11 protein-coding genes are annotated in these 13,281 nt (G+C 71.9%); 5 read left to right on the forward strand and 6 right to left on the reverse strand.

Annotation, left to right across the window (positions count from 1 at the left end; translation table 11 throughout):
• Positions 1-76: 76 nt before the first annotated feature.
• From aspT (ACZ7G1_RS32835) to ACZ7G1_RS32845, 3 genes are read left to right on the forward strand one after another with little or no spacing between them, the layout of a single operon-like run.
• On the forward strand, positions 77-1,759 hold the full coding sequence (aspT, locus tag ACZ7G1_RS32835; protein WP_470876424.1) for an aspartate-alanine antiporter: 1,683 nt from the start codon (positions 77-79) through the stop codon (positions 1,757-1,759).
• Between the two features lie 16 nt (positions 1,760-1,775).
• A complete protein-coding gene (gene aspT, locus ACZ7G1_RS32840) occupies positions 1,776-3,479 on the forward strand; it encodes an aspartate-alanine antiporter (RefSeq protein ID WP_470876426.1) in 1,704 nt (567 codons plus the stop codon).
• A 15-nt stretch (positions 3,480-3,494) separates the two neighbouring features.
• Positions 3,495-5,147: a bifunctional aspartate transaminase/aspartate 4-decarboxylase gene (locus ACZ7G1_RS32845; RefSeq protein ID WP_470876428.1), complete on the forward strand. Its 1,653-nt coding sequence runs from the start codon at positions 3,495-3,497 to the stop codon at positions 5,145-5,147.
• A gap of 94 nt (positions 5,148-5,241) precedes the next feature.
• Here the strand turns inward: ACZ7G1_RS32845 and ACZ7G1_RS32850 are convergent, their stop codons facing one another.
• The 3 genes from ACZ7G1_RS32850 to ACZ7G1_RS32860 form a co-directional block, all read right to left on the reverse strand.
• Complete coding sequence (locus ACZ7G1_RS32850; RefSeq protein ID WP_470876430.1) at positions 5,242-6,753, reverse strand: glycoside hydrolase family 18 protein; 1,512 nt, start codon at positions 6,751-6,753, stop codon at positions 5,242-5,244.
• Positions 6,754-6,898: 145 nt separating this feature from the next.
• On the reverse strand, positions 6,899-8,272 hold the full coding sequence (locus ACZ7G1_RS32855; RefSeq protein WP_470876432.1) for a sensor histidine kinase: 1,374 nt from the start codon (positions 8,270-8,272) through the stop codon (positions 6,899-6,901).
• Complete coding sequence (locus ACZ7G1_RS32860) at positions 8,269-8,970, reverse strand: response regulator transcription factor (protein WP_470876434.1); 702 nt, start codon at positions 8,968-8,970, stop codon at positions 8,269-8,271. Before ACZ7G1_RS32860 ends, ACZ7G1_RS32855 begins: the two co-directional genes overlap by 4 nt.
• Before the next feature lie 87 nt (positions 8,971-9,057).
• On the opposite strand from ACZ7G1_RS32860, the gene ACZ7G1_RS32865 reads away from it, so the two are divergent.
• Entirely contained in the window at positions 9,058-9,633 is a 576-nt protein-coding gene (locus tag ACZ7G1_RS32865; protein ID WP_470876436.1) for a hypothetical protein, read from the forward strand.
• 19 nt (positions 9,634-9,652) lie between these two features.
• Here ACZ7G1_RS32865 and ACZ7G1_RS32870 read toward each other — a convergent pair whose 3' ends face one another.
• Positions 9,653-10,519: a spermidine synthase gene (locus tag ACZ7G1_RS32870; protein ID WP_470876438.1), complete on the reverse strand. Its 867-nt coding sequence runs from the start codon at positions 10,517-10,519 to the stop codon at positions 9,653-9,655.
• Between the two features lie 60 nt (positions 10,520-10,579).
• On the reverse strand, positions 10,580-11,020 hold the full coding sequence (locus ACZ7G1_RS32875; RefSeq protein WP_470876440.1) for a hypothetical protein: 441 nt from the start codon (positions 11,018-11,020) through the stop codon (positions 10,580-10,582).
• A gap of 223 nt (positions 11,021-11,243) precedes the next feature.
• On the opposite strand from ACZ7G1_RS32875, the gene ACZ7G1_RS32880 reads away from it, so the two are divergent.
• Positions 11,244-12,530 carry a tetratricopeptide repeat protein gene (locus ACZ7G1_RS32880; protein ID WP_470876442.1) on the forward strand — a complete coding sequence of 429 codons (1,287 nt, stop codon included), beginning with the start codon at positions 11,244-11,246 and terminating at the stop codon, positions 12,528-12,530.
• A 37-nt stretch (positions 12,531-12,567) separates the two neighbouring features.
• Here ACZ7G1_RS32880 and ACZ7G1_RS32885 read toward each other — a convergent pair whose 3' ends face one another.
• Positions 12,568-13,161, reverse strand: coding sequence for a histidine phosphatase family protein (locus ACZ7G1_RS32885; protein WP_470876444.1), 594 nt, complete (start codon positions 13,159-13,161; stop codon positions 12,568-12,570).
• Positions 13,162-13,281: the final 120 nt, after the last annotated feature.

The following is a 13,281-nucleotide window of genomic DNA, read 5'->3' on the forward strand; positions in this document are numbered from 1 at the left end:
TCTCCCGACACCCTGTTAACTTCCCTTTATGTCCATTATCCTCACAATTCGTCCGTCTTGGGCTAGGTGAGGCCGGATGGGAGTCCTGCGCGACCACCCCGAACTGGCTCTCTTCCTCTGCCTCGCGGCCGGCTACCTCGTCGGCAAGCTCCGCGTCGGCCCCATCACGCTCGGCGGCATCTGCGGCACGCTGATCGTCTCGCTGCTCCTCGGCGCCTGGGCGAAGGTCACCGTCTCCGACGACGTGAAGACGATCTTCTTCGCGCTCTTCATCTTCTCGCTCGGCTACCTGGCCGGCCCGCAGTTCTTCGCCAACCTCAACAAGAAGAGCCTGCGCTTCTTCGCCCTCTGCCTCATCGAGGTCGTCTGCGTCGTCGGCATCGCCCTCGGTCTCGCCGAGGCCTTCGACCTCGACGTCGGCACCGCCGCCGGCATCCTGGCCGGCGCCGCCACCGAGTCCGCGGTCGTCGGCACGGCCACCGAGGCCATCGGCAACCTCTCCGACCTGACGCAGCAGCAGATCACCGAGTACCAGGGCCATGTGGCCACCGCGTACACCGTCTGCTACCTCTTCGGCCTCGTCACCATCGTCATCTACACCAGCCAGATCATGCCGATGATCATGCGGATCAACCTCCGCGACGCCTCCCGCGAGCTGTGGGAGAAGATGCGCGGCAGCGGCGGCGGGCTTGAGGCCGACGAGCGGGAGGCCCTCCCGAACATGGTCGGGCGCACGTTCCTGGTCACACAGGCGGACGGCGCCACGGTCGGCGACCTGGAGCGCCGGCTCGGCGGAAGGGTCACCGTCGAGGCGGTGAAGCGGGGCAGCAAGGTCCTCACCCCTCCCCCGCCGGACTTCGAGCTGACCCTCTCCGACCTGGTCCTCACGGTCGGCCGGCGGGCCAACATCATCGAGGCGGGCCGGGTCATCGGCCCCGAGACCCCGGCGATCCCCGGCCTCGACACCCCGCTCGCCACCACCCAGGTCTCGCTGACCGACAAGGCGGCGGTCGGCAAGTCCCTCAACACCCTGACCAGCGAGCACCCGGAGTTCTCCTCCGGCGGGGTGTACGTGACGGACGTGCTGCGCAACGACCAGCACCTGCCGGCCACCCCCGAGACGGTCGTCGAGCGCGGTGACGTGCTCACCCTGGTGGGCGCCCGCTCGGGCCTCGGCAAGCTGGCGGCCAAGGTCGGCGCGACCGTGAAGAACGACGCCACCGACTTCATCTACCTGGGCCTCGGCATCGTCTGCGGTTCGCTGCTCGGCCAGGTCGTGGTCGAGTTCGGCGACGTACCGATGTCACTGGGCACCGGCGGCGGCTGTCTGATCTCCGGTCTGCTCTTCGGCTGGTTCCGCTCCCGGACGCAGACCTTCGGCGCCTTCCCCCCGCAGGCCGCGACGACCCTGAAGGACATGGGCCTGGCGATCTTCATCGCCTGCACGGGCCTGGTGTCGGGCCCGCAGGCCTGGCCGCTGCTCAAGGAGTACGGGGCGCTGCTGCCGTTCGCCGGGATCGCGATGGTCCTGGTCCCGGCGACGCTCTCGCTCGTCGTCGGCCGCAAGCTGCTGAAGATCGAGAAGCCCCTGCTCATCGGCGCCATCGCGGGCCAGCAGTGCTCGACCCCGGCGATCACCTCGGTGACGCAGGTGGCCCAGAGCTCGGTCCCGATGCTCGGCTACACGATCACCTACACGCTCTCCAACTTCCTGCTCCCCCTGACCGGCCCGCTGCTCGTCGGCATCCTCGGAGCGTGAGAGGACGTATGACCCGATGATCGACTTCCTCAACCGGAACATCTTCGATCCCCATCCCGAGCTGCTGGTCTTCATCACCGTCGCGCTCGGCTTCCTCTTCGGCAAGCTCCGCTACAAGGCGATCGCGCTCGGCGCCGTCACCGGCTGTCTGGTGGCCGGTCTGCTGCTCGGCGCGCAGTTCAAGGTCACGATCGACGGCACCGTGAAGAACCTGTTCTTCACGATGTTCCTCTTCGCCCTCGGCTACAAGGTCGGCCCCCAGTTCTTCCGCGGCCTGAAGAAGGACGGCCTGCCGCAGGTCCTCAACGCCGTCATCGTCTGTGTGACCGGTCTCCTCGTCTCCTGGGGCTTCGCCGTGATGCTGGGGTACGGCCCCGGTCTCTCGGCCGGTCTCCTCGGCGGCGCGCTCACCCAGTCCGCGGTCATCGGTGTCGCGCAGGACGCCATCGGCAACCTGCCGGGGCTCACCGCCGACCAGATGAAGAACGAGGAGAACCTCGTCGCGATCGGCTACGCGGTCACCTACCCGCTCGGCACGATCCTCTGCGCCATGCTCCTCGCCAACGTCCTGCCCAAGCTCTACAAGCGGGACCTGGCCGCCGAGTCGGCCCAGCTCGCCAAGGAGCTCGACGCCCCGGGCGACAACCCCGACCTGGCCGAGGGCTACTACGAGGTCGTCCTGCGCGCCTACGAGATGGACCACTCGCCGCTCGTCGGCCGGACCATCGACGACTTCGAGAACCAGCAGAAGGAACTCGGCCACCGCATCTACATCACCCGGGTGCGGCGCGAGGGCCGGATCCTCGAACACGACCAGCAGACCGTCCTGCGGTCCGGCGACGTGGTCGCCGTCAGCGCCCTGCGCGGCTCGCTCATCGAGTTCGACGCCCGGACGCACATCGGCCCGGAGACCGACGACGTCGAACTGCTCGGCTACCAGACCGAGAGCCTGCACGTGGTCGCCTCGAACAAGGACCAGCTCGGCAAGACCGTCGCCGAGCTGCGCCGCGAACCGTTCATGGTCGGCGTGTACATCGACAAGATCTACCGCTCGGGCGCCGAGTTCCCGTACCGCCTCACCACCAAGCTCGAACGCGGCGACACGGTGATCCTGACCGGCCCGAAGCGGCTGGTCGACCCGGCGGGCAAGGCGCTCGGCAAGCCCGTGCCGACCTCCTTCGCCACCGACATGCTCTGGGTGGGCCTCGGCATCTTCCTGGGCGGCTGCATCGGCATCCCGGCCCTGACGGTGTCGGGCGTGCCGATCTCGCTCTCCACCTCCGGCGGCGCGCTCATCATGGGTCTCGTCTTCGGCTGGATCCGCGGCAAGTACCCGACGTACGGCAACGTGCCGCCGGGCGCCCAGTGGTTCATGGACACCCTCGGCCTCTGCCTCTTCGTCGCGGTCGTCGGCATCAACGCCGGCCCGAGCTTCACCAGCGGCCTGTCGACGGCCGGCTGGGGCCTGCTGATCTGGGGCGCGGTCGCGACGGTGATCCCGCTGATCGTGGGCTTCCTCGTCGGCCACTACGTGCAGAAGATCCGCTTCCCGATCCTGATGGGCGTGCTGGCCGGCGGCCAGACGACGACCGCGGCGATCGGCGCCATCAACGAGCAGTCGAAATCGCAGATCCCGACGCTCGGCTACACGATCCCCTACGCGGTGGGCAACGTCCTGCTGACGATCTGGGGCGCCGTCATCGTCATCCTCAACCACTAAGGACAAGGACACCCCGTGCCCAAGACCACGTTCACCCGTCAGGAGATCCAGTCCTTCGCCCAGCTCTCGCCGTTCGAGCTGAAGGACAAGTTCATCCAGATCGCGCAGGCCGCGCAGGCCGACAAGCCCGGCCAGAAGGAGAAGTCGCAGACGCAGATGCTCAACGCGGGCCGCGGCAACCCGAACTGGGTCGCCACCGGCCCCCGCGAGGCCTTCTACGCCCTCGGCTACTTCTCGCTCTCCGAGTCGCGCCGGGTGTGGACCGCCGACAACCTCGGCGGCATGCCGGAACGCGCCGGCTCCGCCGCCCGCTTCGACACCTTCGTGCGGCAGCACCCGGACCTGCCCGGCATCGAGCTGCTCCAGAACTGCGTCGAGTACGCGGTCGAGCGCTTCGGCTTCGACAAGGACGCCTTCGTCCACGAGCTGACCGACAGCACGATCGGCGACAACTACCCCGTCCCGGACCGCATCCTGGCCCACACCGAGCAGATCGTCCGCGGCTACATCGCCGACGAGATGTTCGACAAGCGCCCGCCGGCCGGGAACATCTCGTACTTCGCGACCGAGGGCGGCACCGCCGCCATGTGCTACATCTTCGACTCCCTCATGAAGAACGGGATCCTGAAGAAGGGCGACAAGATCGCCCTCATGGTCCCCGTCTTCACCCCGTACATCGAGATCCCCGAGCTCGACACGTACGAGTTCGACGTCGTCACCGTCAACGCGAGCCTCTTCACGGAGACCGGCGTGCGCGAGTGGCGCTACCCGACCGAGGAGGTCGAGAAGCTCGCCGACCCGTCGGTGAAGCTGGTCTGCGTCGTCAACCCGTCCAACCCGCCGTCGCTCGCCATGAGCCAGCGCGTCGCCGACCAGATCAAGGACATCGTCGCGACGCGGAACCCGAACCTGCTGGTCGTCACCGACGACGTGTACGGCACGTTCGTCGAGGGCTTCCGCTCGCTCGCGGCCGACCTCCCGCGCAACACGCTGCTCGTGTACTCGTACTCGAAGCACTACGGCTGCACCGGCCACCGGCTCGGCGTCATCGGCCTCCACGACGACAACGTCATCGACGAGATGATCGCGAACCTGCCGCAGTCGGAGAAGGACCGCCTGAACAAGCGGTACGGGACCCTCACCCTGGAGCCCGAGAAGATCCGGTTCATCGACCGGCTCGTCGCCGACTCCCGGCAGGTCGCCCTCAACCACACCGCCGGGCTCTCGCTCCCCCAGCAGGTGCAGATGAGCCTGTTCTCCCTCTTCGACATGCTGGAGGAGGGCCAGGCGTACAAGCACAAGATCCGCGCGATCGTCCGCCAGCGCCTCGACCTGCTCCTCGAAGGCGCCCAGATGAAGATCGCCGACGACCCGAAGCGGGCCGGCTACTACATCGAGCTCGACCTGCTCGCCGAGGCCGAGCGCGTCCACGGCAAGGACTTCGCCGACTTCCTGGAGAAGAACTACGAGCCCGTCGACCCGCTGTTCCGGCTCGCCGAGCAGACCAGCGTCGTCCTCCTCAACGGCGGCGGCTTCGACGGCCCCGAGTGGTCCGTCCGCGTCTCGCTCGCCAACCTCGACGACCTCGACTACCTGAAGATCGGCCACCACCTGCGGGCGATCTTCAACGACTACGCCGAGGAGTGGAAGACCTCCCGCGCCTCGTAGCCGGCAGGAGTGCGCGCCCCGGTCGGCGGGTGGGGTGGTACCGACCGGGGCGCGCGGTGTGGGGGGACGGGGAGGTCCGTTCCTCGCGGGCAGCTTACTTGTAGGCGGCGAAGGCCTTCGTGAAGGCCAGCGGCTGCTGGAGGATCGAGGAGCAGGTGGCGTCGGCGTAGTTCACCGCGCCGGCCGCGCACTGCTTGTCCCGGGTCGAGGACCACATCGAGAGCCAGCCGATCCCCTTGGACCTGGCGAAGCCGACCAGCTGCGTGGCGTCCTCCACCGTGAAGATCTCGCTCGCCACGTCGTTCACGCCGATCATCGGGGTGACGGCGACGGCCTTCCAGGCGTCCGCGTCGGAGAGCCCGAGGACGCCCTTGATCTGCGCCTGGGTCGCGGTCGCGGCCTGGATCGCGTACGTGCCCATGTCGGCGCTGTACGCCGGGCCGTAGTCCATCGCCATGATGTTGACCGCGTCGACCCGTACCCCGTTCCGCTTCGCGTCGGCGAGCAGGTCCACGCCCGGCTGGGTCAGGCCCTCGGGCATGACGGGCAGCGTGAAGGAGACGTTCAGGCCCGGGTGGGACTTCTGGAGCTGGGCGATGGCCTGGGAGCGGCGGGTGTTGGCGGCGGTGTCCGGCAGGGCCGCGCCCTCGATGTCGAAGTCGACCTTGGTGAGCTTGTACTGGTCGACGACCTTGCCGTAGGCGGCGGCGAGCGCCGAGGAGGTCGAGCAGTTCAGCGCCAGTTCGTGCCCGGCGGCGCCGCCGAAGGAGACCCGGACGTCACCGCCCTTGGCGCGCAGGGCGCCGATCTGGGCCGCGACCTTGTCGTTCGCCAGGTCGGTGACCCCGCCCCACAGCGGGGCGCAGGAGCCGCCGGAGGTGATGAAGGCGAGGTTGAACTCCTTCACGCCGGTGGCGTCGGCGGTCGCGAGCAGGTCGTACGCCGGGTAGAGCGAGGTGTCGACGTACGGGGCGTACGTGGCGGCGCCGGCGGCGGGGGCCGTGGGGGTGGAGGTGGGGGTCGGGCTCGCGGTCGCCGTGGGGGTCGCGGTGGCGGTGGCGGTCGGCTTCGGGGAGGCCGTGGCGGTCGCGGTGGCGGTGGCCGTCGGCTTCGGGGAGGCGGTCGCGGTGGGCTGCTCGGTGGGGCGGCCGCTGGGGGTGGGGGCGGGGCCGCCGGCCGCGCAGGCGGCCTTGTTGATGAGGCAGTTCGAGGGGTCGCCGGCCTCGCCCGCGGCCGCCGTGACGAAGCCGACGGTGACGGACTGTCCGGGCGCCAGCTGCCGGTTCCAGCTCGCGGGCCGCACGGTGACGTGCCGGCCGGAGACGGTGTGCTCGCCGTTCCAGAGTGAGCCGATGGTGGTGCCGGCCGGGAGGTCGAACTCCAGGGTCCAGTCCTGCTGGACGGCGGAGGTCTCGTTGGTGACCACGTACTGGCCGGTGTAGCCGCCGGACCAGGAGCTGGTACGGGTGTAGGCGGCGCCGACCGCGGCCGCCTGGGCGGTGCCGGTGAGGGCGAGGACGGCGCCGCCTATGACGGCCGCCGCGACGACCGCGCCGACGACCTTGTTCCGGGTGGTCGCCTTGCGCCGGTGCGAACTCGTGCCCATCGCGTGCCTGCCTCTGCGTGCCGGGGGTAGTGGGGTGCGGCAGCACGCTAGCGAGCGGAGAACGGACAAAAGGGCTTCCGGGGACGCCGGTCGGGATTCTTAGGCTCCGCTTAAGGGAGGCATCGGATCCGGCAAAGGTTGGACGTCACGCCCTGCGGCGGCGGCCCCGGCGGCCCGCTCCCCCGCCCGCACCGGCGGCGCGTCCGTCGAGGCTGATCCAGATCCTGACCTCCGTACCGCCCAGGACCGAGTGGCCGATGCGGACGTCGCCGCCGGTCGACTCGGCCATGCGGCGCACGATGTCGAGGCCGAGACCGGTGGAGCCGTCGCGTCCGCTGCCCGCGCCCCGGGCGAGCGCGGCGGCCGGGTCGGGGATGCCGGGGCCGGCGTCGGAGACCAGGACGATGACGGCGTCCTCGCCGTTGTGGACGTCGAGGGAAAAAGCGGTGCCTTCGGCGGTGTGCCGGAAGACGTTGCCGAGCAGGGCGTCGAGCGCGGCGACGAGTTCGGGGCGGGCGACCGGGATGCGGACCGGGCGCTCGACGCCCGCGACCCGCACCCGGCGGCCCTCGTCCTCGGCGAGCGCCGACCAGAAGTCCATCCGCTCGCGGACCACCTCGGCGGCGTCGCAGCCGGCGCCCGGTCCGGTGGCCTGGGTCTGCGGCTTCGCCTCCCGGGCCGTGCGGATGATGATGTCGACCTCGCGCTCCAGCTGTTCGACGGCGGCGCGGGTCTGGTCGGCGGCCGGGCCTGAGCCGAGCGAGGCCGCGTTGAGCCGGAGCACGGTCAGCGGCGTGCGGAGCCGGTGGGAGAGGTCGGCGGCGAGTTCGCGTTCGTTGGCGAGGAGCTGGACGACCTGGTCGGCCATCGAGTTGAAGGCGACGGCGGCCGACTTGAGCTCCGGCGGCCCCTCCTCGGGCACCCGCGCGCCGAGCCTGCCCTCGCCCAGTTCGTGGGCGGCGCCCGCGAGCCGCTGGGCGGGGCGGACCATCCGGATGCCGAGGCGGTCGGCGACGGCGACGGAGCCGACGATCAGGGCGACGCCGACGCCGGCCAGGACGAGCCAGGCGGTGGCGACGCCGTTGGTGACCTCGCCCTCGGGGACGAAGAGTTCGACGACGGCGACCTGGCCGCTGCTGAGCGCGGTGGGCTGGAGCAGGGCGAAGCCGCCCGGCACCTCGGCGATCGAGGCGCGGCCGAGGGTGCGGGTCGCGGCGAGTTCGTCCGCGCCTGCCCGGCGGGTGCCGATCTCCACGGGCGGCTCGCCGGGTCCGGCGGCGGGCACGTGGACGGCGAGCCGTCCGGCGGCCCCGTCCTCGGTGGTGGCGACGGCCTTGTCGAGCTCGTCGCGGTCGGTGGTGATGGCGAGGACCGGCGCGAGCCCGGCGGCCCGGCGTTCGGCGTTGGAGAACGCCCGGTCGCGGGCCATCTCCTTGACGACGAGTCCGAGTGGTACGGCGAAGGCGATGACGACCATGGCGGTGACGGCCAGGGACACCTTGACGAGCGCCCATCTCACGGCTGCGGCTCCCGGGGCGGCTCCAGCTTCACGCCCACCCCGCGCAGGGTGTGCAGATAGCGCGGCCGGGCCGCCGTTTCACCCAATTTCCGCCGCAGCCATGACAAATGTACGTCGATGGTCTGGTCGTCCCCGTACGACTGCTGCCACACCTCGGCGAGCAGCTCCTTGCGCGGGACCACCACCCCGGGCCGCCCCGCGAGGAAGGCGAGCAGGTCGAACTCGCGCCGCGTCAGGTCCAACGGCGCCCCGTCCAGCTCCGCCTGACGGCGCAGCGGATCGACGGTGAGCCCGCCGACCCTGATCACCCGGGAGGGCGGGAGCTCCCCGGCCGAGGAGCGCGCGCGGCGCAGCACGGCCGCCATCCGGGCCGACAGGTGGTCGACCGAGAAGGGCTTCACCAGGTAGTCGTCCGCGCCCGCGTGGAGGAGCCGTACGATCTCCGCCTCGTCGTCCCGGGCGGTCGCGATGATCACCGGCACGTCGGTGATCCCGCGCAGCATCTTGAGCGCCTCCGACCCGTCGAGATCGGGCAGACCGAGGTCCAGGATCACGACGTCGAAGCGGAAATGGGCGACCTCGCGCAGCGCCTCAAGGGCCGTGCCGACGCTCCGTACGGTGTGGGAGGCCTCGGTCAGCTGCCGAATGAGGGCGGAGCGCACGAACTGGTCGTCCTCGACCACGAGCACACTTGCCATGGGGCGCACCGTACGCCATTCGGGGGAACCCGAGAGCAATCTCCACCCTCCGGTACGGCCTCGCACCCGGTGGTGCACTATGTCCCGGTGCGAAGAGGACTCGTTCACGCCCTGGCCTGGTCGCTCGCCACCGGCGCGGCGGTCACCCTGTCCTGGTGGGGAGTGCACACCGTGCTGTCCGGCACCGTCTACGACCCGCCGCGCGCGCTGCCCCTGCCGGCCGGCTCCTCCATCGGAACGGCCGCCTCCGGCAGCGATCCGCACACCTCGTCGACCCGCCCGCCCGAGCTGCCGGACTCCTCGGCCCCGGCGACCGCCACGGCCACCCCGAGCGCGGACCCCACGACCGCCGCCACCCCCTCGAAGCGCCCGTCCCGCACCCCGAGCCCGACCACCCCGGCCCCCACCACGGCCGCCCCGGGCTCCGACTCCGGGTCCGGCGTGAAGACGTACCCGGTCGACGGCGGCCGGGTCACCTTCGACCTGGGCGAGACCTCCGCCGAACTGGTCTCGGCGACCCCCGCCTCCGGCTGGCAGATGCAGGTGTGGAAGCAGCCGACCTGGATCCGCGTCACCTTCACCAAGGACGGCCGCGAGCTCTCCGTCTTCTGCCTCTGGCACGACAGCGCGCCCCGCGTCGAGATCGAGGACCGACAGGCGTAGGGCCCGTCCTGCCCCGGCGTCAGCGGAAGACGGACGCGGGCGGTACGGGCGAGGGCTTGGCGCTCGCGTCGGTGACCGGCGCCGCTCCGCCGGCGAAGTCGGCCAGCGCCCGGCCGTGCTCCACCCGGCCGGGGTGCGGGTCGGTGGCCACCCGGCGGGTCAGCTCGGCCACCGGGAGCTCCACGTCGGAGGCGAGCAGCACCGCGTTGCCGAAGCGGCGGCCGCGCAGGACGGTCGGGTCGGCGGTCAGCGCCAGCTCGGGGAAGACGGCGGCGGCCGTGGCGATCTGGCCGCGCAGATGGGTCAGCGGCGGGCCGTCGGCGAGGTTCGCCGCGTAGAAACCGCCGGGCCGCAGCACCCGCCGCACCTCGGCGAGGAACTCCGTGCTGGTCAGATGGGCCGGGGTGCGGGCCCCGCTGAACACGTCGGCGATGACGAGATCGGCCCAGCCGTCCTGCACCTTCGCGAGCCCGGCACGGGCGTCGGTGGAGCGGACGCGGATACGGGCTCCCGCGTCGAGCGGCAGTTCCCGGCGCACGAGCTGCACGAGGGGCCCGTCGAGCTCCACGATCTGCTGGGTGGAGCGGGGCCGGGTCGCGGCGACGTACCGGGCGAGGGTGAAGGCGCCGCCTCCGAGGTGCACGACCTGGAGCGGCCGGTTCGGCGGGGCGGCGAGGTCGGCGATGTGCCCGAGGCGCCGCTGGTACTCGAAGGAGAGGTGGGCCGGATCGTCGAGGTCGACGTGCGACTGCGGGGCGCCGTCGATGAGCAGCGTCCAGCCGCGCGGACGTTCCCGGTCGGGTATGAGTTCCGCGAGACCGCCGTCGACGGTCTCGACGACGGAGACGGCCGCCGCCGCCCGGTCACGCTGCTTGTTCCTGGCCACGGCCCCATTATCGGGGCACTCGGGATAGACCCGCCCGAGATGACCCGGGCCTTGGCAGCCTCAGCGGCAGCCGTCGGCCGCCTCGATCAGCCGGGCCGCCTCGCCGAGCGCCTCGCGCAGGACGACCGGGTCGGTGACCGGGTCGGTGTCGCCCGGGGGCAGCAGCCAGCCGGCCGGGCGGGGCGTGTCACCGGCCGGTTCCGGCAGTTCCGGCAGCTCGGGCAGGCGCAGGCCACGTCCCGAGGTCCGCGTACAGGCGCTGCCGGGCATGTCCCAGGCGGCGGCCGTGCCGGGCGGCACCAGGAAGCCCAGGGTGTCGCAGGTGCCGTCGTGCACCACGGGCCCGACGGCGGGGGCGCCGCCGCGGCGCAGGATGTCGACGGCCTCCAGGCCCTGCCTGACCGGCACGGTCACCAGGTCCCAGGGCTCGGCGGCCTGGGGGGCGTCGCCGTCCGGGGCGGACGCGTGCCGCGTGGCCGCCTGCGAACCGATCTCCGTCATGGGACCCCTCCTCGCTCCAGAGGAGACACGAGCCGTCTCTCCTTTACGGTTCAACGCCCGTGCGCGTCAACGGCTACGGCGCCATGCCGCCGCAAAGGATGGCAGTTCATGGCAGATCGCAGGCGAGATATCCGATTTGTAGCCAAACTCAGCGTACGCATCCGGTCACAGCAGGTACGTTCATGCCCGCCGGAAACCCGGCAGCACCAGGAGAGGGCTCGCCATGGCGACGTCACGGGCAGTTCCCAATCTCGCCTTCCGCCGGCTCCGCGGACAGCACTCGCCGGCGGAGTTCGCGGCGGCGGTCCGCCGGGCGGCGCGGGAGATCGGCGAACAGGTCGCGTGCGACGCCCGCTACATCGGGCGCGTGGAAGCGGGCGAGATCCGCTGCCCCAACTACGCGTACGAGCGGGTCTTCCTGCACATGTTCCCCGGACTCGGCCTGGCCGACCTGGGGTTCTCCGCGCGGGAGACGGTGCGCGGCCGGCGACAGGCCGTCCCGGCCGGGACAGCGCCTCCCGCCACCATCACCACCCGGAACGATGAGGAGAGCGACGTGCTGCGTCGCGCATTCATGACGAGCGGCTCCGCCACCCTGGCGGCCGCCTCGCTGGGACTCGGCGGCCCCGCCGTCGCGATCCCCGCCCCCCGCGGCACCCACCGCATCGGCGAGACCGAGGTGCGGGCCGTCGAGGACGCCGTACGACGGATCCGCCTGCTCGACGACCGGCACGGCGCCGACGGGCTCTACAAGGTCGCCGCCCAGCCACTGCGCACCGCGTACGCGCTGCTCGACACCGGCACCATGACCCGCCGCTCCACCGAGGACCGGCTGCACGCGGGCGCGGGCGAGCTCTCCCTCTCCGTCGGCTGGCTGGCCCACGACTCGGGCCGGCACGAGGACGCGCGCTCCCACTACGCCGAGGCCCTCGCCACCGCGCGCGTGGCGGGGAACGCGGCCCTTGAGGCGCACGCCTTCTGCAACACCTCGTTCCTGGCCAGGGACACCGGCCGCTACCGCGAGGCCGTACGGGCGGCGCAGGCCGGACTGCGGGCGGCGCAGCCGCTCGACTCCGCCCGGCTGCTCTCGCTGCTCTCGCTGCGGGAGGCGGGCGCGTGGGCGGGGCTCGGCGACCGCTCCGCCTGCGAGCAGGCCCTCGGCCGCGCCCACGACCACTTCGACCGCGGCCCCGCCGACGGCGACCCCGAATGGATGTCCTTCTTCGGCGAGCCGGAGCGGGAGGCCCTTGAGGCGCAGTGCTGGTCGGCGCTGGGCGACTGGGGCCGGGCCGCCCGCCACGCCCACCGGGCCACCGTCCTGCAGAACCCGCACTTCGCCCGGAACCTCGCGCTCTACCGGGCCCACCTCGCCAAGGACCTGGCGCACGCGGGCCGCCCCGACGAGGCGGCCGTGGAGGCGCGGCGCGTCACGGACTCCCTGGAGGGCATCGCCTCGGCCCGCATCCGCGGCCTGCTCGCCGAGACGAGCCGGATCCTCGCCTCGTACTGACTCCTGACCCCAGGGCCGCTCCGGCGGCCGGTGCCGGCTACTCCAGGTGGCCGGTGTCGTTCCAGCGCTCGAGCGCCGGGGCGCCGTACGCCCAGCCGAGGACCGAGAGGCTCGTCGGGTCGAGGCGGATCCGGGACGCGAACGACACGTCCTCGCCCAGCCAGCGGGCGCCGATCGAGCGCAGGATGTGGCCGTGCGCGAAGACGAGGACGTCACGGTCGGCCGAACGGGCCCAGTTCACGACCTGGTCGGCACGGTCCGAGAGCTGCGCGAGGGTCTCCCCGTCGGGCACGCCGTCGCGCCAGATGAACCAGCCGGGGCGGATCGCCTGGATCTCGGGCGGGGTCATCCCCTCGTACGCGCCGTAGTCCCACTCCATCAGCGCGTCCCACGGCTCGGCCCGCTCGCCGAAGCCGGCCAGCTCGCAGGTCTCGGCGGCCCGCACGAGCGGGCTGGTGCGGACCTCCACGCCCGGCAGCCCCTGCCAGGGCCCGCGGTGCAGGCGCTCGCCGAGCAGCTTCGCGCCGCGCCGCCCCTCGTCGAGCAGCGGGATGTCGGTCCTGCCGGTGTGCCGGCCGAGAAGTGACCACTCGGTCTGGCCGTGCCGGGCGAGCAGGATGCGCGGTGCCATGGGAAGGACTCTCCAGGGGTTCACGGTGCGGACGTGCCTCTCCCATCATCGCCCACCCGAATTCCGGGTGACGTCCGGGCAACCCCCCGGCGGCGTGCGGCGTCCCCTCCCCCGGGGCGG

The organism is Streptomyces sp. NPDC037273 (assembly GCF_055603625.1).